This is a genomic window from Variovorax raffinosi, assembly GCF_051216615.1.
Taxonomy (GTDB): Bacteria; Pseudomonadota; Gammaproteobacteria; order Burkholderiales; family Burkholderiaceae_C; genus Variovorax.
Window position 1 is genome coordinate 206,155 of sequence record NZ_JBPJZR010000006.1, and the last position, 21,223, is coordinate 227,377.

Consider the following 21,223-nt stretch of genomic DNA (forward strand, 5'->3'; position numbering starts at 1 on the left):
CCGATCGTCATTCGGGCTGCGGCCCAACGATCGAGAACCATGCAAAGCAATTTCCAGGATTACCAGCAACCCGACGCCACCGGCCACTTCGGCAACTACGGCGGCACCTTCGCGAGCGAAACGCTCACCCACGCGATCAACGAACTGCGTGATGCGTACGCCAGGTTCAAGGACGACCCGGCGTTTCTTGCCGAATTCCACTACGAGCTCAAGCACTTCGTCGGCCGGCCCTCGCCGATCTATCACGCCGCACGCACCAGCCGCGAGATGGGCGGCGCGCAGATCTACCTGAAGCGCGAAGACCTGAACCACACCGGCGCGCACAAGATCAACAACGTGATCGGCCAGGCGATGCTCGCTCGCCGCATGGGCAAGCCCCGCATCATTGCCGAGACCGGCGCCGGCCAGCACGGCGTGGCCACGGCCACCATCTGCGCGCGCTACGGCCTCGAGTGCGTGGTCTACATGGGCAGCCAGGACGTGAAGCGCCAGAGCCCCAACGTCTACCGCATGAACCTGCTGGGCGCCACCGTGGTCCCGGTCGAATCCGGCAGCAAGACACTGAAGGACGCGCTCAATGAGGCAATGCGCGACTGGGTGACGAACGTGGAAGACACCTTCTACATCATCGGCACCGTGGCCGGCCCGCACCCTTATCCGACGATGGTGCGCGACTTCCAGACCGTGATCGGCACCGAGTGCATCGAGCAGATGCCCGCCATGCTCGCAGCCAACGGCATCACGGGCGAAGCAGAAGGAAAGCAGCCCGACGCGGTGATCGCCTGCGTGGGCGGTGGCAGCAATGCGATAGGCATCTTCCACCCCTACATTCCGTTCGCCAACACCCGGCTCATCGGCGTCGAAGCCGCGGGCGAAGGCCTGGACAGCGGCAAGCACGCCGCCTCGATCCTGCGCGGCAGCCCGGGTGTGCTGCACGGCAACCGCACCTACCTGCTGCAAAACGATGACGGCCAGATCACTGAAACGCACAGCATCAGCGCCGGCCTCGACTACCCGGGCGTCGGCCCCGAGCATGCGTACCTGGCCGACATCGGTCGCGCCGAATACGTCGGCATCACCGACATGGAAGCGCTCGAAGCCTTCCACTACCTGTGTCGAACCGAAGGCATCATCCCCGCGCTCGAATCCAGCCACGCGGTGGCCTACGCCATGAAGCTCGCGAAGACCATGCGCCCTGACCAATCCATCCTGGTGAATCTTTCGGGCCGTGGCGACAAGGACATCGGCACCGTCGCCGACCTGTCGGGCGTCGATTTCTACGACCGCCCCTCGATGCGCGGCCTGAGCGTGAAGGGAGGCAAGTGATGAGCCGCATTGCCGCCACCTTCCAGGCACTCCAGTCGCAAGGCCGCAAGGCCCTGATTCCGTACGTCACCGCCGGCTTTCCTTTCGCCGACATCACGCCCGAGCTGATGCACGGCATGGTCGAAGCGGGTGCCGACGTGATCGAACTCGGCGTGCCCTTCTCCGACCCGATGGCCGACGGCCCGGTGATCCAGAAGGCCGGCGAGGCCGCGCTGGCACTGGGCATCGGCATGAAGCAGGTGCTCGCCATCGTGGCCGCGTTCCGCCAGAAGGACGCGACCACGCCCGTGGTGCTGATGGGCTATGCGAACCCGGTCGAGCGCTACGACCTCGTGCACGGCAAGCAAGCCTTCATCCGCGATGCAGCGGCGGCCGGCGTCGACGGGATTTTGGTGGTCGACTATCCGCCGGAAGAATGCGAGGACTTCGCCGCCGACCTGAAGGCCGCTGGCATCGACCTGATCTTCCTGCTGGCGCCGACCAGCACCAGCGAGCGCATGGCGCAGGTCGCGCGCATCGCCAGTGGCTACGTCTACTACGTCTCGCTCAAGGGAGTGACCGGCGCAGGCCACCTCGACACCGAGGCGGTCGGCCAGATGATCCCGCGCATTCGCCAGCACGTGAGCATTCCGGTCGGCGTGGGCTTCGGCATTCGCGATGCGCGCACGGCGCAGGCGGTCGGATCGGCCGCCGATGCGGTCGTGATCGGCACGAAGATCATTCAACTCATCGAAGACCAGCCGCGCGAAAAAGTGGTGCCCGCGGTGCGTGAATTCCTCGCCGGAATCCGCGAAGCGCTGGACGCCCTGCCCGCGGCTACCCCCAAGAATGCGGCTGGCCGATAATCTCGGTTGCCCCTCACCCCAGCCCTTCTCCCGTTCGGGAGAGGGGAGTTAATTCGGAGTCCTATGAGCTGGCTTGAAAAACTGCTACCCGCCAAGATCGCACAAACCGACCCCAGCGAGCGCCGCCAGGTGCCCGAGGGCCTGTGGATCAAATGCCCTGCCTGCGAGACGGTGCTCTACAAGACCGACCTCGAGCACAACCAGAACGTCTGCCCCAGCTGCAGCCACCACCACCGCATTGGCGCCCGCGCGCGGCTCGACGCCTTCCTCGATGCCGAGGGACGCTACGAAATCGGCCAGGAAGTGCTGCCGGTCGATGCCCTGAAGTTCAAGGACAGCCGCAAGTACCCCGAGCGGCTGAAGGAAGCGCTCGAGAACACCGGCGAGACCGACGCGCTCGTCGTGCTCGGCGGCTCGGTCCACAGCATCAGCGTGGTCGTGGCCTGCTTCGAGTTCGAATTCATGGGCGGCAGCATGGGCAGCGTGGTCGGCGAGCGCTTCGTGCGCGGCGTCGAAACCGCCATCGAGCAGAAAGTGCCCTTCATCTGCTTCACCGCCACCGGCGGCGCGCGCATGCAGGAAGGCCTGCTCTCGCTGATGCAGATGGCCAAGACCAACGCCGCGCTCACGCGCCTCGCGAAAAAGGGCCTGCCCTACATCAGCGTGCTGACCGACCCGACCATGGGCGGCGTGTCCGCCGGCTTCGCCTTCGTGGGCGACGTGGTGATTGCCGAGCCCAAGGCGCTGATCGGCTTTGCCGGCCCGCGCGTGATCGAATCGACCGTGCGCGTGACGCTGCCTGAAGGCTTCCAGCGCGCCGAGTTCCTGCAGACCAAGGGCGCGATCGACTTCATCAGCGACCGCCGCGAACTGCGCAAGACGATTGCCAGTACGCTGGCGATGCTGCTGCGCCAGCCGGCCGACGCGGTGAGCTGAACAAGACGCGACAAGTCGTCAACGCAAAAACAAAAGGGCCCGGGTGCGATGCACCCGGGCCCTTTTTTCTTGTCGACTCAAAAAGTCAGTTGGTAGGCAAACACCAGCAAGTTGTTCAGCACGATCGCCAGCACCTGCAGCACGACGATCGCGGCCAACGGCGAAAGGTCAATGCCGCCGATCAGCGGAATGAAACGGCGAAACGGCCGCACCAGCGGTTCGGCCAGGCGCGAGATCAGGTCGAGCAGCATCGGCGACGCGCCCGGCACCCACGACAGCACCGCATAGACCACCAGCAGCGCCGTCAGGCCCGACACCGCGAGCTGGAACAGGCCCACCAGCGAGACCAGCGGCAGGGTTGCGATCCGCCCCAGGTTGCCGATCAGCAGCCACAACAGCAGGAACTTCACCAGCACCAGCAGCCAGGCCGCGATCAGGCTCGCCAGGTCCCAGCGCTTGACCGATGGCACAACACGCCGCAGCGGCAGCACGATCCAGTCGGTGATCGCGAACACGAAGCGCCCGAGCGGATTGCCGAACGGCACCCGGTGGTACTGCATGTAAAGGCGCAGCAGGCAGGCGCCGCCGAGCAGGCCGACGATCACGTCGAGAAGGAACGAGGGAATCTGGTACAACATGTCGGATTGGAGAGAGGCGCGGGAGCGCGATGGCTCCAATTCTGGACCACAAGCCTGCGCACCCGCTCACACTGCCCCTCAGAACTCCATGCCTTTGCTCAGCGTCGTGCTTCCCACTTTCAACAGTGGCGACTTCGTGATCGAAACCCTGCATTCGCTGCTGGCGCAAAGCTTCACGGATTTCGAGCTGCTGATCATGGACGACGCCAGCTCGGACGGCACCTGGGAGCGCCTTGAGGCGTTCAACGATCCGCGCATCCGGCGGCACCGCAATGCGTTCAATGTCGGCCTGCCGACCAACATGAACATCGCCATGGCCATGGCGACGGGCAAGTACCTGGCGCGCGTTGACCACGACGACTGCGCCATGCCGACGCGCTTCGAGAAGCAGGTCGACTTCCTGGAGCGGAACCCGTCGGTCACGATCGTCGGCAGCCAGCTCGAGCACTTTCACGACCAGGCGGGCATCACCGGCCTGCCGCACGACGACGCCATGATCAAGGCGCGCATGGTGGAAGGCGCCAACTACCTTGCGAACCAGAGCACGCTCGGGCGGCTGGACTTCTATCGCGCTCACGCGCTCCAGTTCGACCCCAACCTCTACGTCGTCGACGACCTGGGCTTCTGGATGGACTGCATGCTCCACGGCGCCACCTTCGCCAACCTGCCCGAGCCCCTGACGCGCTATCGCATCCACGCGAACATGACCTCGCGAACGCTGCGGCTCGACCGGCTCTACGCTTCGAAGGACCGCATCTACAGACGCTTCCTGCCTCTGCTGTTCCCCCGCCTGCAGGGCCACGAATGCGAGCACCTGCTGACGCTGTACCGGCGCCCGCAAGACATGCCCCAGACGCTGGCCCACATGGTGGATGTTCACCACGCAGCCCGCAGTGCACTGTCGAGAATCGATACCCGCTGGGGCCAAAGCGCGGACGGCTGCCAGCAGTCGATCCTGAACCTGCTCAACAGTGCGCGACAGGGGTTTGAAGCGCTGGGCATACTGCGTCCGGAACACGCAACGGTGCTTGACCTGGTCTTTCAATCCCACTGACTTCGGCGCCCTGGCCCCGCCCTCCTTCACGTGCTCATTCCTCTTTTTCCGCTCGGCACCGTCCTGTTTCCCGACGGCCTGCTTCCACTGCGCGTCTTCGAGGTCCGCTACCTCGACATGATCGGCAAGTGCCGCAAGGCCGATGCGCCCTTCGGTGTGGTCAGCCTCACCAGTGGCAGCGAGGTGCGCAAGGCCGGCGCCGATGCAGAGCGCTTTGCCGGCATCGGCACCTTGGCAGTGATCCGCGAGTTCGACTCACCGCAAAGCGGTCTGCTGCAGATCGAATGCATCGGTACCCAGCGCTTTCGTGTTCGCCACAGCGAGCTGCAAAAGCACGGCTTGTGGGTGGCCGAAGTGGACGCCGTGGCGGACGACGTCGCACTCGAAATTCCTGACGACCTGCAGCACACGGCCACCGCGCTGCGGCGCCTCGTCGACACGCTCGAAGAGCGGCGCGGCACGCAAGGCGAGTCGGTGCGGCTGCCGATCGGCGCTCCCTACCGGTTCAACGACTGCGGCTGGGTGGCCAACCGCTGGTGCGAGTTGGTGCCGATGCAACTCGAGCTGCGGCAACGGCTGATGGAACTCGACAGCCCGCTGATGCGCCTCGAACTGGTCAGCGATCTGCTGGCACGCACGGGCATCACTGAATAGGTCGCTACGCTTTTTATAGCGCATTGCGCAGGACTGACGGGCGATAGGCACAGGTTTTATTCAAAGCCTATGGGCTAAAATGCCAGCCCCGCGCACGCTCCCGGTTGCGCGCCACCCGCCTCCCATGTCCGATCACCTGACCCCTCCCCTTCCCACGCCCGCTGCGGCACCGACCGCAGCCCCTGCCGTCGACGAAAACCAGCTCATCGCCGAACGCCGCGAAAAGCTCAAGCTGCTGCGCACGGCGCAGACCGAGGGCAAGGGCGTTGCGTTCCCCAACGACTTCAAACCGGGCCACCGCGCGGCCGCACTCATCGAGGCGCATGGCGCCACCGAAGCCGAAGCGCTCGAAGCGCAAGCCGTTGCCGTGAGCGTGGCGGGCCGGATGATGCTCAAGCGCGTCATGGGCAAGGCCAGCTTCGCAACCCTGCAAGACGCCACCAGCCGCATCCAGCTCTACGTGACGCGCGACGCCATCGGCGAAGAAGCCTATGCCGACTTCAAGCGCTGGGACCTGGGCGACATCGTGGGCGCCGAAGGCACGCTGATGAAGACCAAGACCGGCGAACTGTCGGTCAAGGTCACCAAGCTGCGCCTGCTCACCAAGAGCCTGCGTCCGCTGCCCGACAAGTTCCACGGCATGGCCGATCAGGAGCAGAAGTACCGCCAACGCTACGTCGACCTGATCACCGACGAAACCGCCCGCACGCGCTTCACCGCGCGCAGCAAGGCCGTGAGCGCGCTGCGCGAATTCATGGTGGCCAACGACTTCCTCGAAGTCGAAACGCCCATGCTGCACCCCATTCCGGGTGGCGCGAACGCCAAGCCGTTCAAGACGCACCACAACGCGCTCGACCAGGAAATGTTCCTGCGCATCGCGCCCGAGCTGTACTTGAAGCGCCTGATCGTCGGCGGCTTCGAGCGCGTGTTCGAAATCAACCGGAGCTACCGCAACGAGGGTATCTCGGTGCGGCACAACCCCGAGTTCACGATGATGGAGTTCTACGCGGCCTACTGGAACTACCGCGACCTGATGGACTTCACCGAGACGCTGATCCGCACCATCGCCGACAGGGCCGTGGGCACGCAGCAGCTCACCTACGGCGGCAAGCCGGTCGACCTGACCCAGCCCTTCGAGCGCCTGACGATCCGCGAAGCCATTCTGAAGTACACCGAGGCTGGTGACGGAGTGGACGACACCGCCTGGCTCATCAACGCCCTGCGCAAGCTCGGCCTGAGCGAAGAAAAGGACAAGCTCTCGCAGCGCAGCCTGGCCAGCCTACAGGTGATGTACTTCGAGGAAACCGTCGAAGAGAAGCTCTGGCAGCCGACCTTCATCATGGAGCACCCGACCGAAATCTCGCCGCTGGCGCGCGCCAACGACGAGCGCCCCGAGGTCACCGAGCGCTTCGAGCTGTACATCACCGGCCGCGAATTCGGCAACGGCTTCAGCGAGCTGAACGACGCCGAAGACCAGGCCGCGCGCTTCAACGCGCAGGTGGCTGCCAAGGACAGCGGCGACGACGAAGCCATGTTCTACGACCACGACTTCGTGCGCGCGCTCGAATACGGCATGCCGCCCACCGGTGGCTGCGGCATCGGCATCGACCGGTTGATGATGCTGCTGACGGACTCGCCGAGCATTCGCGACGTGATCCTGTTCCCGGCGCTGCGCAGGGAATCTTGAGCGTGTCGTCTCCGTCGTCGCTGCCGACGATCGGCATCGACTTCGGCACCTCCAACTCCGCCGTGGCCTGCCGGGTCGACGGCGTCGCCCGGCTGCTGCCCATCGAAGGCACGGCCACCACGCTGCCGACCGCGATCTTCTTCAATGCCGAAGACCGCACGACGCATTTCGGCCGCGAGGCCATCGCCCAATACCTGTCAGGCACCGAAGGGCGCCTGATGCGCTCGCTCAAGAGCCTGCTCGGCAGTGCGCTGATGCAGGAGAAGACGGCGATCTACGACGGCCTCGTGAGCTTCGAGGACATCATCGCGCGCTTTTTGCGCGAGCTGGCCGTGCGAGCCAGCCGCGAGCTTGGACAGATGCCCGAGCGCGTCGTGATCGGACGACCCGTGCACTTCGTGGACGATGACTCCAAGCGCGACGAGCGCGCCGAAGAAAGCCTGCGGCATGCGGCCCGCGCGGCGGGTTTCCGCGACATCGCGTTCCAGCTCGAACCGATTGCCGCAGCCTTCGACTACGAACAGCGCATCACCAAGGAATCGATCGTGCTGATCGTCGACATCGGCGGCGGCACCTCGGACTTCACCGTCGTGCGCGTGGGCCCCGAACGCGCCACGCACAACGACCGCAGCAGCGACGTGCTGGCCACCAGTGGCGTGCATATCGGCGGCACCGACTTCGACCAGCGCCTGAACCTCGAACGCGTCATGCCGCAGTTCGGCTTTCGGCACACCGGCCCGCAGGGGCGCGAGGTGCCGAGCAAGGTGTTCTTCGAGCTGTCGTCCTGGCACCTGATCAACTGGCTCTACGCACCCAAGGCGGTTCGCCAGGCCAAGGAACTGCGCACGAGCTACAGCAACACCCGCCTGCACGACCGGCTGATGAACGTGCTCGAAGAACGGCATGGCCACCGCATCGCCAGCGCTGTCGAAGCGGCCAAGATCGATGCTTCCGTGCGGGATGCGGAAACCGCGATCGATCTTTCCTGCGCCGAAGCGGGGCTGGTCGCGTCGCTCTCGCCCGCCGACATGGCGCAGCAGCTCGCAACGCCGCTGGAGAACGTGATTGCCTGCGCGCACGCCTGCGTCAAGCGGGCCGGCCTGCGCAGCAATGACCTCGATGCGATCTACCTGACTGGCGGCTCTTCGGCCCTGCGGCCGTTCCAGCATGCATTGCGCAAGAGCTTTGCCGGCGTGAATCTCGTCGAAGGCGACCTGTTCGGCGGCGTGGCGACCGGCCTGGCCTGCGTCGCGCGGCCGGGGCGCACGGCATGAAATACCTGGCGGGCTATCCGGCGTCCCTGCTGGATCAGGTCCGCCAGCTGATGGCCGAAGACAAGCTCGCAGCGCTGCTGACCCAGCGCTACCCCGAGGGTTCGCACGGCGTCCAGACAGACCGTGCGCTCTACGACTACGTGAGCGGGCTCAAGAGCGACTTCATGCGCAAGGCCGAGCCGCTGTCCAAGGTGATGTACGACAGCAAGCTGCATGTGATCCGCAATGCCCTCGGCACGCACACCACGGTCTCGCGCGTGCAGGGCGGCAAGCTCAAGGCCAAGCGCGAAATCCGGGTGGCCAGCCTGTTCAAGGAGGTGCCGCTGGATTGGCTGCGGATGATTGTTGTGCACGAGTTGGCACATATGAAGGAACGTGAGCACGACAAGGCGTTTTACGCACTTTGCATGCACATGGAGCCGGACTATCATCGATTGGAGTTCGATTTGCGCCTGTACCTTGAGCATCTGAACACGGGCGGAAAGCGCCTTTGGTCCGGCATGGCCGCGACCTCCGTGCCGAGCGACGACTAGTCCTCGGGGTCGGCGAGAAGAGAACGGCGCACGCGGCACCAGTACTTCGTTCAATCTCCGCTTCAACGCGGCCACATCTCATGTCCCATCCGCAACAACGATTCTTCGTCGCAGGCGTGAAGCAATTCCTGCCGTTCTATTTCAAGGAACGGTCTGTCGTCGAGATCGGCAGTCTCAACCTCAACGGCTCGGTTCGAGAATTTTTCGAGGCCTGCAACTACCTGGGCCTCGACGTGGGCGAGGGCCCCGATGTCGACCTCGTATGCCACGGCGAGAACTACGGCGGCAGCGCGAGCGGGACGGACGTCGTGATCTCCTGCGAGGCGATGGAACACAACCCGCAGTGGAAAAAGACATGGCTCAACACCTTGCGCCTGGTCAAGGACGACGGCCTCGTCATCATGACCTGCGCCACCCCGGGGCGGCGCCAGCACGGCACGGTGGAGTTCAATCCCACCGACTCACCGCTGACCATTGGCAAGAGCCAGAACTACTACCGGAATCTCTCGGCCTCCGACTTCACGGAGTTGCTCCAGCACGATGCATGGTTCTCGGTCTGGGGCTTCTTCGAAGACCGCAGCAGCCATGACCTGTATTTCTTCGGCGTCGGCAAGGACGCCAGCGAAGAGGTCCGTACACAGGCGCTGCTGCTGCATGCGGCACTGAAAGAGCACTACTACAAAGTCAACGTGCTGGGCAGCTACTGACAAGCGCATTGCACGCACGGTGACCCGACCGCATGACGACGACACTGCCCCGGCTCAACTTCACGTCGCTGTCCTCGCACGAGACCTGCGGCGACATCGTCGAGGCCTTCAGGCTGGCGGCCGAGAGCCTCGGCTACCCGACCCGCTTCACCCAGAGCTACATCGAGCCGGGCGAAATCAACATCCTGTTTTTCTTCTGGGATGTGCCGTGGGAACACATCGAGCATCATCACCCCGACTGCATCGTCGTCAATTTCGAGCCGATGGTGCTCGGCACTCACGCCTGGAACGAGCGCTACCTTGGCGTTCTCAAACAGTGCTATCTCTGGGAATACAGCAAGTCGAATTTCCAGCGGCATCGCCAACTGGAATACAGGAACGCGGACTATGTCGCGCTCGGCTGGGAACCCGGTGCGGCGGAAATCCTGCCGCTGAGCGACATCCTGCCCGATGAGCAGCAGGACATCGACGTCGTCTTCTTCGGCTCGCTGACGCGCCGGCGCATCGACATTCTCGAAGGGCTGATGGCACGCGGGCTGCGGGTCGAAGTCAATCGCGGGCGCGCCTGGACGCTGGAAGAGCGCAACGGCTTCATGCGCCGCGCGAAGATCGTGCTCAATCTCCACAACTGGGAAGAGTCGCGCATTGTCGAAGTGCCGCGCCTGTCGATCCTGCTGCGCCATCGCAAGGCGGTGGTCTGCGAGCTTTATCCCGACAGCGAGGTCGAGGCCTCGGTGCGCGACTCGGTGGTCGGCGCACCATATGAAAAGCTCATCGAGACGATCGAGCAACTGCTCGCCGACGCCCCCCGCCGTGCGGCGCTCGAGCGCAAGGGCCTGGAGGTGTTCAGCCATGCGTTTGTGCCGCCCCTGGTGGGCCCGGCCATCCAGCGTTTCCTGAGCTGGCGCGCACAGCAGCCCGACCGACTCGTGGCGACGACCATGCCGCGCGTGACGGTCTGCCTCATGGCCGGGGACTCGCTCGAAGCCCTGTCGCAAACCCTTCGCGCGTGGGCTGGACAAAGCGACGTGATGCTCCACGTGGTGCTCGTTGCGCAGGCGGGGATCGCCGGCCTCGACACCCTTCTCACCGAAGCGGGCATCGCCAATGCGCAGTTGATTTCGCTGCCGGTCTCGTGCGACCGCGCCACCACCCGCAATCTTGCATTGGCGCAGGCACAAGGCGACTACATCGTCTTTTCCGATGCCGGCGACATTCCCGACCCCGAGCGCCTGCAACGCCAGGCCGCGCTGCTGCAGAGCTGCACCGACATCGACATCGTGGGCTGCTGGTGCGAAACGCATGAAGGACCGTTCGAGTTCGCCGAGCGGCACCAGGACATCCTCGTCGAGTACCTCGGGCCCCGCCCGATGCTGCTGTCAGCCTGCATGGTGCGGCGCAGTTTTCTTGAACGCAGCGGTGTGCGTCACGACCCGGAATTCACGGCGCACGATGACTTGCACATGCTGTGCAAAAGCGCGGCCGCAGGCGCACGTTTCGCGGTGATCCCCCAGCTGCTGCACCGGCCGGTCGCGCCGCCCGCGCCAGCCGATACGGCCCGGGCTGCAGCACTGGCCTCACAAGCGCGTGCGCTGGTGCTGGCCTACCTGCTGCCGAAATCCAGCGGCGAAGACGTGCGCGAAATCGCAAAGCTCTACGCGTTGTACTGGCCGTCGGCACTCGACTTTGCGCAAGGCCTGTTGCAGACCCTGGCACGTGCCTGCTTCAGCCCGGCGGCAGCGCCGGAGCAACAACTGGTCGAACACGAAACACTGACGCGTGCGCTTCGGCACGAGGCATTGCGCCTGCTGCAGGTCTTCTTCAATGCGGGCCTGGCCGACAAGGCATGGCTGGAAAGCCAGTTCGCAATCCCTGAGGTGGCTCGGTTCCTGGCCCCCGCAGCCAACCAGTTGCCGGTGCGGATCTTCAGGCTCGAACCGGAGTCGGCAGCTAACTAACGCAGGCGCTGGGAGACGGCGTCCATCGACGCCATGTACGCCGACCGGTACGGCTCGTCCAGGTTGATGAAGTGCACCAGCAGCGTCTCGTCCGAGGCCAGGTGCGGCGGCGTGTTGATGCTCAGGTTGTCGACGATGACACGGTCATCGATCAACCCCTCTTCGGACAGCACCTGGTTGGTGTAGTACTGGTCGCCCTGGCTGCTGTAGACCGCGGACTTGTCCTGAACCTCGCCGATGCGCTGCCAGATGCGCGCGAGCAGGTCGGCGTTGCCTGCCGTATTGCGAAAGCCCATCACGCCCGAGTTGAAGGCCCAGCCGCCCACGTCCTTCGCCAGCAGCAGTTCGCGCCCTTCGAGCAAGGCTTCGATGCGGCGCCCCTGGTTGAAGAAGAGGATGTCGGCATCGACCCAGATCACCCACTTGTGCTGCGCGATGTGCTGTTGCAGCAGCCAACTGCGCACCCATGACCCGCCGATGCCCGGGCCGACCGCATCGGGCACCGTGCGGTACACGTGATAGGCATAGCCATGCCTGTCGCAGTAGCGCTTCACGTTGTGCTCGGAAACCCGCGCATAGCTGGCAACGTGGTGGGTGTAGAGCGTGACGAAGGCGATGTCCGCGCCCGCGTTGTAGCTCGACATGGCGTCGTCCGACAGCGCGGAATAAGCGGCCGGCTGCAGCAGGGGATGTCCGTGGATGAGCGCGTTGTTGACCTGCGCCACCAGCAGGTCCTGCAGGTTCGTGTCATGCAGCAGCGCTTCGCGCCATTCGCCCTCGGGTGCCGCAATGGGCAGCGGCGCCAGGTTGACGACGAAGATGCGCGCCTGGAACCATTGCGGAATGCGCCACGAGACATTGACGTAGATGTCGCCGACCATGGCGTTGCACCCGAGCAGCCCGACCGGACGCAGCCGCGCGGCTTCGTCGGTCGAACGGTTCACCAGCGCAATGACATTCCCTGCATCGCCCATCAGTTCATGCAGCGCGGCACGGTTCGCGGCGGTGTTGCGCAGCACCATCATGTTGGTCATCGCGGGGCCCGGCCGGTCACCGCTGGGCGGACCTTCCACGACCAGCGAGTCCCGCCCCTGCATCAAGGTCTCGATGGCGACGGGATGGAACACAACCGAATCGCCGTCGAGGAACAGGAGCCAGTCGTTCTCGGGCAGCGCGCGCAGATGGCGCAGGATCTGGCTGTACCTGGCACTGTCACGCAATGCCGGGTGACGAAGGCGGTCCGCCTCGACCCACTGATGCGGATAGCCGAACAAGCGGCAGTAGTGCGCATGGTTGCGCAAGGTGGCCTCGTCCTTGCGCGCAAAGAAGCTCAAGCACAAGGGCATGCGCTACTCCGTCAGGCCGCCGTGCGACAGGATGCGCTTGGCACCCAGGTATTCCGCTGAACTTGCGAGCGACGGCCACGACGACGCGGCCGAACGAGGCAGCAGCGCCCGGCGGCGTGCCTCACTGGCGGCGTCGCCCACCCAGCGGCCAGCATCGCGGGCCGCGCCGAAGTCTTCGAGCAAGGCGTCGAGCGGCGCGCCGTCGCCGATGCTCTGGTTGCACAGCAGCGCCAGGTCGCAACCTGCGTCGATGGCCGCCAGCGCGGCATCGGCGTAGCTGAGCAATTCGCCGTCGATGTAGCGCCCGGCCTCCATGCTGAGGTCGTCGCTGAAGATCGCGCCGCCGAAACCGAGCCGCTGCCGCAGGACGGCCTTCAGCCACTTGGATGAAAAACCCGCCGGCCGCTTGTCGACCTTCGGATAGATCACATGCGCCGGCATCACTGCCGTGAGCGTGCCCGCCAGCCAGTCGTAAGGCCGCGCGTCGTCTGCCAGGATGGCCTGCAGGCCGCGCTTGTCGACCGGAATCTCGACATGCGAGTCGGCGGTCACGAAACCATGCCCCGGGAAATGCTTGCCGCAATTGCGCATGTCCGCCTGCAGCATGCCGTGCATGACGCTCTTTGCCAGCAGCGCGACCACACGCGGGTCGCGGTGAAAACTGCGGTCGCCGATGACACTGCTTTCGCCGTAGTCCAGGTCGAGCACCGGCGCAAAGCTGAAATCGATGCCGCAAGCGCGCAGCTCGGCAGCCAGCACAAGGCCGGTGGCGGTGGCTGCCTGCGTCGCGCGCATGGCATCGCGCATCCACAGCTCGCCCAGGGCCCGCATCGACGGTAGCCGCGTGAAGCCATCGGTGCGAAAACGCTGCACACGCCCGCCTTCGTGGTCGACGCAGATCAGCAGGTCAGGGCGGATCGCCTTGATCTCGGCATTGAGCGCCGTCATCTGGGCGCGGTCCTGCCAGTTGCGGGCGAAATGAATCACGCCGCCGACCAGCGGGTCGGCAAGTCGTCGGCGGTCGGCCGCGCTCAGTTCGGTGCCGGCCACATCGATGATCAACGGCGAATGGGTACTGGACATCGGATTCATGCGTCGCTGCTGCTCTTGTGCTCGACCACGACAAAGCTCGCGGCGTATTCGGTTTCATCGGTCACGGTCACGTGGGCTGTGAGGCCCTTCGCTTCGAACCATTCCTTGAGTTCGCCATGCAGCACGATCACCGGCTTGCCGCTGCGCAGGTTGGCGATTTCGCACGAGCGCCAGGTCATGGGCATGCGCATGCCCATGCCGATGGCCTTGCTGAAGGCCTCCTTGGCGGAAAAACGGGTGGCGAGGTAGCTCAGGCCGCGCTTCGGCCAGCGCTCGCTGCGGGCCTTCCAGACGGCGAACTCGGCATCGCACAGCACCTTGCGGGCGAAGCGCTCGCCTTGGCGCTCGAAGGTCGCCGCGATGCGACGCAGGTCGCAGATGTCGGTGCCAATGCCGTAGATCATGCGGCGCCGGCGTTCACTGCGCTTCGCTGATGCAGCGCAGGTACTCGCGCGTGGTGGCCGTGTAGCCGAGTTCGAGCGCATCGGCAACGAAGGCGTGGCCGATCGAGACCTCGTGCACGCCGGGCACCGCGCGCAGGAAGGCGGTGAGGTTGTCGCGGCTCAGATCGTGGCCCGCGTTGACGCCCAAGCCCGCGGCATGCGCCGCGCGTGCCGAGGCCACATAGCGTGCGAGCACGGCCTCTTCATCGGGCGTGCCGCGCGATGCTGCATAGCCTTCGGTGTAGAGCTCGACTCGGTCGGCGCCCACGGCCTTGACCGCCGCCATCATCTCGGGCACCGGGTCCATGAAGAGGCTGACGCGCACGCCCAAGGCCTTGGCTTCGGCGATCAGCGGGCGCAGACGCTCGGCGTCTTCGGGGAAGGTCCAGCCATGGTCGCTGGTCGATTGGGTTTCGCTGTCGGGCACGAAGGTGGCCTGGTGCGGCTTGAGCGCGCGCACGAAGTCCATCAGGTTCTGGAAGGGGTTGCCCTCGATGTTGAACTCGATCGCCGGCCAGTCCTTGGCGAGCAGCGCCGACAGATCGCTGACATCGTGCGCGCGGATGTGGCGCGCGTCGGGCCGCGGATGCACGGTGATGCCTTGCGCCCCGGCAGCCAGGCAGGCCTGCGCGGCCTTCACCACGCTCGGAATGCCCAGGTGGCGGGTGTTGCGGACCAGGGCCACCTTGTTGAGGTTGACCGACAGCGAGGTGATACCGGCGTTGCCTGAAGTGCTCATAGTGCTTGCAGATCTCTCATCATTTGCCGCGTGCGCAGCGTGGACACGCCGCAATGGTAGTTGAGCAAGGCGCGCAGCTGGTTGCGCAGGGCACTGTTGCTGCCGGCATTCATGGTGGCAATTTCACGCAACGTGGCAGTGAAAGGCGCGCGATCGTCGAGCACGCCTTGCAGGGACAGCCAGTCGGCGCCGGCCAGTGCGGCTTCGTCCTTGGCCGCCTGCCGCAATCCGGCTTCCGGCACGAGGGTGTAGCGCACCCGGGCTGCGAGTGGCTCCAGCGTGAGGGTCTGCACGTCCAGCGATGGCAGCAGGCCTACGCTTCGCAGCAGCAGCAGCTCGAACGCGCGCAGCGCGGCGGCCTGGGTGGCTGCCTGTGCGCCGGCGTGGTCGCCCGCCAGCACCTGCACCACGCCGGCGTAGGCATCGAACAGGGCTTCGTGAGCGTCGTCGCGTGCCAGCAGGCGCAGCACCAGTTCATTGATGTAGTAGCCCGACATCAGGGCTTCGCCGGTCGGCATCACGTGGCCGCCCATCCATTCGGCGCCCTTGAGCGTGCGGATTTCGGCGTCGCCTCCGTAGTTGAGCTGCAGGGGCTGCAGCGGCAGCAGCACCGGGCGGAAGTTGGAACTCGGCCGCTTCGCCCCCTTGGCCACCAGCGCGATGCGCCCGTGGTGACGGGTGAAGACCTCCAGGATCAGGCTCGACTCGCTCCAGTCGTAGCGGTGGAGCACGTACGCCGGCTCATGCGAAACGCGGTGGGCAGCGGCCACTTCATTCGTAACCGAAGGAGCGCACGCGTGCCTCGTCGTCGGCCCAGCCCGAACGGACCTTGACCCAGAGTTCGAGGAAGACCTTGGCATCGGCCAGCTTCTCCAGCTCGACCCGGGTTTCCATGCCGATGCGCTTGATGCGCTCGCCCTTGTCGCCGATCACCATGGCCTTGTGGCCGTCGCGCTCGACCACGATGGTGGCGGCAATGCGCAGCAGCCGCTTCTGACCCTTCTTCTGGGGCGGCTCTTCCTCGAATTTGTCGATGATCACGGTCGAGGTGTAGGGCAATTCGTCGCCGGTCAGGCGGAACAGCTTCTCGCGCACCAGTTCGCCGGCGAGGAATTTTTCGCTCCGGTCGGTGAGCTCGTCCTCGTCGTAGAACCAAGGCTGCTCGGGCAGGTACTTCTCGCAGATGCCAAACAGGCGCTCGACATCCTTCGCGTTCTTGGCCGACATCGGGACGTACTCGGCAAAGCTGTGTTTGCCCTGCATGGTCTGCAGCCAGGGCGCGATATCGCCACGGCGGTGCACGTTGTCGAGCTTGTTGGCCAGCAGCACGGTCGGGATGCCCTTGCCGAGAAGCTTGAGCACGCGCTCGTCGGCCGGCGTGAAGCTGCCGGCTTCGACCACGAACAGAATCAGGTCCACGTCGCCGACCGCGCCCTGCACGGTCTTGTTGAGCGACTTGTTCAGCGCGTTGGCGTGCAGGGTCTGAAAACCGGGCGTGTCGACGAACACGAACTGCGTCGCGCCCAGCGTGCGCATGCCCGTGATGCGGTGCCGCGTGGTCTGCGCCTTGCGCGAGGTGATGCTGATCTTCTGGCCGACCAGCGCATTGAGCAGCGTCGACTTGCCCACATTGGGCTTGCCGACGATGGCGATAAGGCCGCAGTGCTGCGGGCCGGTTGCGCCGGTATCGCCTGCGGCGTCTTCGGGTCCCGCTACGGGATTGATAGCATCGTTCATTGTGATTTCACGCGGCGCCGCGTGCCTTGAGCCGGATCAACATGGCGGCCGCGGCGGCCTGCTCGCCGGCGCGGCGCGAGCCGCCGATGCCGCGTTCGCGAAGGCCCAACTCGGGCACCTCGCACTCGACATCGAAAGTCTGCTTGTGCGCGGCGCCCAGCGTCGCTGCCACGCGGTACACCGGCAGCTTCATTTTGTGACCCTGCAGCCATTCCTGCAATTCGGTCTTCGGGTCCTTGGCCGCCGCATCCATGCGCGGCGTGATCTCGACCGACTCGTACAGCCGATGCACCAGTGCCTGGGCGGCTGCAAAGCCGGCGTCCAGGTAGACGGCGCCAATCAGCGCTTCGAGCGCGTCGGCCAGGATCGACGGCCGGCTGGGGCCGCCCGAGCGGGCTTCGCCTTCGCCGAGCCGCAGCAACGGCGAGATTGCCAGTCCGAGCGCGAGCCGGTGCAGGGTGTCCTGCTTGACCAGATTGGCACGCACGCGCGACAGATCGCCCTCGGGCAGGGCCGAAAGGCGGATGTAGAGCAGGTGGGAGACAGCCAAGTTCAGCACCGAGTCGCCGAGAAACTCCAGGCGCTCGTTGTGATCGGCCGAGAAACTGCGGTGCGTGAGCGCGAGCTGGAGCAGCCGGACGTCGGAGAACGTGTACTTGAGGCGCGCCTGCAGCGCGACGAGGCTGCCGTCCACCTTTTTGAGCGCCGCGTTCAGCGGGTCTCGCCCTTGTACTTGAGGGTCAGGTAGGCCGGCCCGAACAAGGGAATTTCGCGCTCGTACGCATACGACACGACGACCTTGTCGCCGACCTTCTTGATGTCCAGGTCCTTGCCGCTGACCGACTTGAAGTCGTCGATGGCCTGGGCACGATCGAAGATGGCGCGCACTTCGGGCACGGTCGTGCCTTCCTTGGCCTTGTTGGCCGCCTTGTCGATGGCCTGCCATTCGATCAGCGTCGGAATGACCTGCGCGACGACGACGCCCACGCAAGCGAGCACCACCGCGACGAACACCAAGCCGATGAACGAAATGCCGCGCTGTTGCGCGGCCCTGCTGCGGATGGACCGGTTTGTTCTCATGCCCTCTTACCCCTCGAACAGTTTGGACTGCTTATTGAAACGGACCGATGCGACCCAGATCGCCGAAGTTCATCCAGACGAAGAACGCCCTGCCCACGATGTTCTGGTCGGGCACGAAGCCCCAGTAGCGCGAGTCCGCCGAATTATCGCGGTTGTCGCCCATCATGAAATATTGGCCGGCGGGCACCTTGCAGACCACGCCTTCGACGGAGTAGCGGCAGTTTTCGCGGAACGGGAAGTCGCTGGCACCAGGCACGAAAGACGGGGCCGCGTCGTCGTTGAGGATCTTGTGCTGCTTGTCGCCCAGATGCTCGTCGAACTGCTTGAGCAGGCGCATCGATTCGCCATCGAGGTAATCGGCTGCGGGTTCCTTGGAAACCGGCTGGCCGTTGATCGTGAGCTTCTTGTTCAGGTACGCCACCTCGTCGCCCGGGATGCCGACCACGCGCTTGATGTAGTCCATGCTCGGCTTGGGCGGATAGCGGAACACCACCACGTCGCCACGCGCCAGCGGCGTGCCGTCGGTGATCTTGGTGTTGATGACCGGCAGGCGCAGGCCATAGGTGAACTTGTTGACCAGGATCAGGTCGCCGGTCAGCAGCGTGGGCATCATCGAGCCCGAGGGAATCTTGAAGGGCTCGTACAGGAACGAGCGCAGCAGGAACACCACCAGGATCACGGGGAACAGGCCGGCGGTCCAGTCGAGCCACCAGGGCTGCATCAGCAGCCGGTCACTCGCCTTGGCGTCGACGGTGTCGACCTGCGTGATGCCCTGACCCGCCAGCCGCGCGTTGCGCTCGGCCATCGAGGCCTCGAGCTTGGCGGCGGCTTGCTCGCGCTTCGGCAGGAAATAGAAGCGCTCGGCCAGCCAGTAAAGGCCGGTGACCACCGTGGCAAGGAACAGCAGCAAGGCGAAGTTGCCTTCGATCACGCCGAAATACCAGGCGCCGACATAGCCGGCAAATGCCGCGAGGACCAGGGAGGTGATGAATGCCATTTTGTTGATCAGTCTTCGACTTGCAGAATCGCGAGGAAGGCCTCTTGCGGGACCTCGACAGAGCCGATCTGCTTCATTCTTTTCTTGCCCGCCTTCTGCTTCTCGAGCAGCTTCTTCTTACGGGAGATGTCGCCGCCATAGCACTTGGCCAGCACGTTCTTGCGAAGCGCCTTGATTGTCTCACGCGCAATGATGTTGACCCCGATGGCGGCCTGGATCGCAACGTCGAACATCTGGCGCGAAATGATCTCGCGCATCTTCGAGACCACCGCCCGGCCGCGGTACTGCGACTGCGTGCGGTGCACGATGATGGACAGGGCGTCGACCTTCTCGCCGTTCAGCAGGATGTCGACCTTGACCACGTCGGACGCGCGGTACTCCTTGAACTCGTAGTCCATGGAGGCATAGCCCCGGCTGACCGACTTCAGCTTGTCGAAGAAATCGAGCACGATTTCGCCGAGCGGCATCTCGTAGGTCAGCATGACCTGGCGGCCGTGGTAAGCCATGTTCATCTGCACGCCGCGCTTCTGGTTGGCCAGCGTCATGACGACACCGACGTATTCCTGCGGCATGTAGAGATGCACGGTGACGATCGGCTCGCGGATCTCGCTCATCCTTCCGACGTCGGGCATCTTGGACGGGTTCTCGACCATGATGACTTCGCCGTCGCTGCGCACCACCTGGTAGACCACGCTCGGCGCGGTCGTGATCAGGTCCTGGTCGAACTCACGTTCCAGGCGCTCCTGCACGATTTCCATGTGCAGCAGGCCGAGGAAGCCGCAGCGAAAGCCGAAGCCGAGCGCCTGGCTCACTTCGGGCTCGTAGCGCAGCGATGAATCGTTGAGCTTGAGCTTTTCCAGCGCGTCGCGCAGCGAGTCGTACTCGCTGGCTTCGGTCGGGTAGAGACCGGCGAACACCTGCGGCTGGATTTCCTTGAAACCCGGCAGCGCTTCGGTCGCGGTGGCAGCGGCGCCACCGGTGCCCGGCTTGATCAACGTCACGGTATCGCCGACCTTGGCGGCCTGCAGTTCCTTGATGCCCGCGATGATGAAGCCCACCTCGCCCGCTTCGAGCGAAGCGCGCGCTTCGGTGGCCGGCGTGAAGACGCCGATGTTGTCGGCGTTGTACATGGCGCCGGACGCCATCATCTTGATGCGCTCGCCCTTCACGAGCCGGCCGTCGACCACGCGCACCAGCATGACGACGCCGACGTATGGATCGAACCAGCTATCGACGATCATCGCGCGCAGCGGGCCATCGGGATTGCCGCGCGGCGCGGGCATCTTGTGGACGATGGCTTCGAGGATCTCGTCGATGCCGAGGCCCGTCTTGGCGGAACATGGGATCGCATCGGTCGCATCGATGCCGATGACGTCTTCGATCTCAGTGCGCGCGTTGTCTGGATCCGCGTTGGGCAAATCCATCTTGTTGAGCACCGGCACCACTTCGACGCCGAGGTCGAGTGCGGTGTAGCAGTTGGCCACCGTCTGCGCTTCGACACCTTGCGACGCATCGACAACGAGCAGCGCACCTTCGCACGCCGACAGCGAGCGGCTCACTTCATAAGAGAAGTCGACGTGGCCCGGTGTGTCGATCAGATTGAGGTTGTAGACCTGTCCATCGAGTGCCTTGTAGTGCAGCGCGGCGGTCTGTGCCTTGATGGTTATCCCACGCTCTTTTTCGATGTCCATCGAGTCGAGCACCTGCGCTTCCATCTCACGCTCGGCGAGACCGCCGCAACGCTGGATCAAACGGTCTGCGAGCGTGGACTTGCCATGATCGATGTGCGCAATGATCGAAAAATTTCTGATGTGATTCATCAACGAGAACGCTTAAGTACTTGAATTGGCTCGTGCGCAGAGTGCGACAGGCAAGAAAAAAGGGCGCGTCTTCTGGAGACGCGCCCTGAACCAACAAGCAATGGCAACTGCAGTAGTTGGAACTTCATTGTAGGCAAAAAGGGAAGCACGTACATCCGGGAACGGGGTCCAAAGGGGTCGTTGCAGGTCAACAACATCAAAGATATATACAGGTTATCCACAGGATCGGTGGAGCACTCACTGAACAACTTGTGGGCGATCTGTGGAGCACCGGTGGACTGCTGTCTAACATCTCGCATCGTGAAGGTCGGTGCATTCCTTATGCGCTGACCGACCGGCAAGAGACGCCTATTCTAC

At 64.6% G+C, this 21,223-nt stretch carries 21 protein-coding genes; 10 read left to right on the forward strand and 11 right to left on the reverse strand.

The window, feature by feature from the left end:
• The first annotated feature begins 39 nt into the window (after positions 1–39).
• The 3 genes from trpB to accD all read left to right on the forward strand — a co-directional run bounded on the left by trpB (position 40) and on the right by accD (position 3,107).
• Positions 40–1,326, forward strand: coding sequence for a tryptophan synthase subunit beta (gene trpB, locus ACSFB7_RS19595; RefSeq protein ID WP_435473047.1), 1,287 nt, complete (start codon positions 40–42; stop codon positions 1,324–1,326).
• Positions 1,326–2,171, forward strand: coding sequence for a tryptophan synthase subunit alpha (gene trpA, locus ACSFB7_RS19600; RefSeq protein ID WP_435473049.1), 846 nt, complete (start codon positions 1,326–1,328; stop codon positions 2,169–2,171). The genes trpB and trpA overlap by 1 nt, the downstream gene beginning before the upstream one ends.
• Positions 2,172–2,234: 63 nt before the next feature.
• Positions 2,235–3,107: an acetyl-CoA carboxylase, carboxyltransferase subunit beta gene (gene accD, locus ACSFB7_RS19605; protein ID WP_435473051.1), complete on the forward strand. Its 873-nt coding sequence runs from the start codon at positions 2,235–2,237 to the stop codon at positions 3,105–3,107.
• Positions 3,108–3,184: 77 nt separating this feature from the next.
• On the opposite strand, the gene ACSFB7_RS19610 is transcribed toward accD, so the two are convergent.
• Positions 3,185–3,745, reverse strand: a complete 561-nt coding sequence (locus ACSFB7_RS19610; RefSeq protein ID WP_435473053.1) for a YggT family protein — start codon at positions 3,743–3,745, stop codon at positions 3,185–3,187.
• An 88-nt stretch (positions 3,746–3,833) separates the two neighbouring features.
• On the opposite strand from ACSFB7_RS19610, the gene ACSFB7_RS19615 reads away from it, so the two are divergent.
• From ACSFB7_RS19615 to ACSFB7_RS19645, 7 genes are all read left to right on the forward strand, one after another.
• The gene (locus ACSFB7_RS19615) at positions 3,834–4,799 is read left to right on the forward strand and encodes a glycosyltransferase family 2 protein (RefSeq protein WP_435473055.1); all 966 of its coding nucleotides are present in this window, start codon (positions 3,834–3,836) and stop codon (positions 4,797–4,799) included.
• Positions 4,800–4,829: 30 nt separating this feature from the next.
• Positions 4,830–5,453 (forward strand): LON peptidase substrate-binding domain-containing protein, encoded by a 624-nt coding sequence (locus ACSFB7_RS19620; RefSeq protein ID WP_435473057.1) that lies wholly within the window; start codon positions 4,830–4,832, stop codon positions 5,451–5,453.
• A gap of 124 nt (positions 5,454–5,577) precedes the next feature.
• Positions 5,578–7,140 (forward strand): lysine--tRNA ligase, encoded by a 1,563-nt coding sequence (lysS, locus tag ACSFB7_RS19625; protein ID WP_435473059.1) that lies wholly within the window; start codon positions 5,578–5,580, stop codon positions 7,138–7,140.
• Complete coding sequence (locus ACSFB7_RS19630) at positions 7,137–8,414, forward strand: Hsp70 family protein (protein WP_435473061.1); 1,278 nt, start codon at positions 7,137–7,139, stop codon at positions 8,412–8,414. The genes lysS and ACSFB7_RS19630 overlap by 4 nt, the downstream gene beginning before the upstream one ends.
• Positions 8,411–8,947 carry a YgjP-like metallopeptidase domain-containing protein gene (locus ACSFB7_RS19635; protein ID WP_435473063.1) on the forward strand — a complete coding sequence of 179 codons (537 nt, stop codon included), beginning with the start codon at positions 8,411–8,413 and terminating at the stop codon, positions 8,945–8,947. The genes ACSFB7_RS19630 and ACSFB7_RS19635 overlap by 4 nt, the downstream gene beginning before the upstream one ends.
• 80 nt (positions 8,948–9,027) lie before the next feature.
• Positions 9,028–9,654 carry a class I SAM-dependent methyltransferase gene (locus ACSFB7_RS19640; RefSeq protein WP_435473065.1) on the forward strand — a complete coding sequence of 209 codons (627 nt, stop codon included), beginning with the start codon at positions 9,028–9,030 and terminating at the stop codon, positions 9,652–9,654.
• Positions 9,655–9,686: 32 nt separating this feature from the next.
• Positions 9,687–11,612, forward strand: coding sequence for a glycosyltransferase (locus ACSFB7_RS19645; protein ID WP_435473067.1), 1,926 nt, complete (start codon positions 9,687–9,689; stop codon positions 11,610–11,612).
• Here the strand turns inward: ACSFB7_RS19645 and ACSFB7_RS19650 are convergent.
• Genes ACSFB7_RS19650 through lepA form a run of 10 tightly spaced genes read right to left on the reverse strand, consistent with a single transcriptional unit; the run spans position 11,609 to position 20,866 of the window.
• Positions 11,609–12,958: a glycosyltransferase family protein gene (locus ACSFB7_RS19650; RefSeq protein WP_435473069.1), complete on the reverse strand. Its 1,350-nt coding sequence runs from the start codon at positions 12,956–12,958 to the stop codon at positions 11,609–11,611. The genes ACSFB7_RS19645 and ACSFB7_RS19650 overlap by 4 nt on opposite strands.
• A 3-nt stretch (positions 12,959–12,961) precedes the next feature.
• The gene (gene nagZ / locus ACSFB7_RS19655) at positions 12,962–14,050 is read right to left on the reverse strand and encodes a beta-N-acetylhexosaminidase (RefSeq protein WP_435473071.1); all 1,089 of its coding nucleotides are present in this window, start codon (positions 14,048–14,050) and stop codon (positions 12,962–12,964) included.
• On the reverse strand, positions 14,047–14,454 hold the full coding sequence (acpS, locus tag ACSFB7_RS19660; protein ID WP_435473073.1) for a holo-ACP synthase: 408 nt from the start codon (positions 14,452–14,454) through the stop codon (positions 14,047–14,049). Before acpS ends, nagZ begins: the two co-directional genes overlap by 4 nt.
• 13 nt (positions 14,455–14,467) lie before the next feature.
• Positions 14,468–15,232, reverse strand: coding sequence for a pyridoxine 5'-phosphate synthase (locus ACSFB7_RS19665; RefSeq protein ID WP_435473075.1), 765 nt, complete (start codon positions 15,230–15,232; stop codon positions 14,468–14,470).
• Entirely contained in the window at positions 15,229–16,002 is a 774-nt protein-coding gene (gene recO, locus ACSFB7_RS19670) for a DNA repair protein RecO (RefSeq protein ID WP_435473077.1), read from the reverse strand. Before recO ends, ACSFB7_RS19665 begins: the two co-directional genes overlap by 4 nt.
• Before the next feature lies 1 nt (position 16,003).
• A complete protein-coding gene (gene era / locus ACSFB7_RS19675; protein ID WP_435473079.1) occupies positions 16,004–16,969 on the reverse strand; it encodes a GTPase Era in 966 nt (321 codons plus the stop codon).
• A gap of 7 nt (positions 16,970–16,976) precedes the next feature.
• Complete coding sequence (gene rnc / locus ACSFB7_RS19680) at positions 16,977–17,663, reverse strand: ribonuclease III (protein ID WP_435473081.1); 687 nt, start codon at positions 17,661–17,663, stop codon at positions 16,977–16,979.
• 17 nt (positions 17,664–17,680) lie between these two features.
• The gene (locus ACSFB7_RS19685; RefSeq protein WP_187108339.1) at positions 17,681–18,049 is read right to left on the reverse strand and encodes a DUF4845 domain-containing protein; all 369 of its coding nucleotides are present in this window, start codon (positions 18,047–18,049) and stop codon (positions 17,681–17,683) included.
• A gap of 31 nt (positions 18,050–18,080) precedes the next feature.
• The gene (gene lepB / locus ACSFB7_RS19690; RefSeq protein WP_435473084.1) at positions 18,081–19,046 is read right to left on the reverse strand and encodes a signal peptidase I; all 966 of its coding nucleotides are present in this window, start codon (positions 19,044–19,046) and stop codon (positions 18,081–18,083) included.
• Between the two features lie 8 nt (positions 19,047–19,054).
• Complete coding sequence (gene lepA / locus ACSFB7_RS19695) at positions 19,055–20,866, reverse strand: translation elongation factor 4 (protein WP_435473086.1); 1,812 nt, start codon at positions 20,864–20,866, stop codon at positions 19,055–19,057.
• Positions 20,867–21,223 lie beyond the last annotated feature (357 nt).

Excerpts from the sequence above, each read along its gene's own strand:
- trpB (WP_435473047.1), top strand. The coding sequence starts at position 40 with ATGCAAAGCAATTTCCAGGATTACCAGCAACCCGACGCCACCGGCCAC.
- trpA (WP_435473049.1), top strand. The coding sequence starts at position 1,326 with ATGAGCCGCATTGCCGCCACCTTCCAGGCACTCCAGTCGCAAGGCCGC.
- accD (WP_435473051.1), top strand. The coding sequence starts at position 2,235 with ATGAGCTGGCTTGAAAAACTGCTACCCGCCAAGATCGCACAAACCGAC.
- ACSFB7_RS19610 (WP_435473053.1), bottom strand. The coding sequence starts at position 3,745 with ATGTTGTACCAGATTCCCTCGTTCCTTCTCGACGTGATCGTCGGCCTG.
- ACSFB7_RS19615 (WP_435473055.1), top strand. The coding sequence starts at position 3,834 with ATGCCTTTGCTCAGCGTCGTGCTTCCCACTTTCAACAGTGGCGACTTC.
- lysS (WP_435473059.1), top strand. The coding sequence starts at position 5,578 with ATGTCCGATCACCTGACCCCTCCCCTTCCCACGCCCGCTGCGGCACCG.
- ACSFB7_RS19635 (WP_435473063.1), top strand. The coding sequence starts at position 8,411 with ATGAAATACCTGGCGGGCTATCCGGCGTCCCTGCTGGATCAGGTCCGC.
- ACSFB7_RS19640 (WP_435473065.1), top strand. The coding sequence starts at position 9,028 with ATGTCCCATCCGCAACAACGATTCTTCGTCGCAGGCGTGAAGCAATTC.
- ACSFB7_RS19645 (WP_435473067.1), top strand. The coding sequence starts at position 9,687 with ATGACGACGACACTGCCCCGGCTCAACTTCACGTCGCTGTCCTCGCAC.
- ACSFB7_RS19650 (WP_435473069.1), bottom strand. The coding sequence starts at position 12,958 with ATGCCCTTGTGCTTGAGCTTCTTTGCGCGCAAGGACGAGGCCACCTTG.
- nagZ (WP_435473071.1), bottom strand. The coding sequence starts at position 14,050 with ATGAATCCGATGTCCAGTACCCATTCGCCGTTGATCATCGATGTGGCC.
- acpS (WP_435473073.1), bottom strand. The coding sequence starts at position 14,454 with ATGATCTACGGCATTGGCACCGACATCTGCGACCTGCGTCGCATCGCG.
- ACSFB7_RS19665 (WP_435473075.1), bottom strand. The coding sequence starts at position 15,232 with ATGAGCACTTCAGGCAACGCCGGTATCACCTCGCTGTCGGTCAACCTC.
- era (WP_435473079.1), bottom strand. The coding sequence starts at position 16,969 with ATGAACGATGCTATCAATCCCGTAGCGGGACCCGAAGACGCCGCAGGC.
- ACSFB7_RS19685 (WP_187108339.1), bottom strand. The coding sequence starts at position 18,049 with ATGAGAACAAACCGGTCCATCCGCAGCAGGGCCGCGCAACAGCGCGGC.
- lepB (WP_435473084.1), bottom strand. The coding sequence starts at position 19,046 with ATGGCATTCATCACCTCCCTGGTCCTCGCGGCATTTGCCGGCTATGTC.
- lepA (WP_435473086.1), bottom strand. The coding sequence starts at position 20,866 with ATGAATCACATCAGAAATTTTTCGATCATTGCGCACATCGATCATGGC.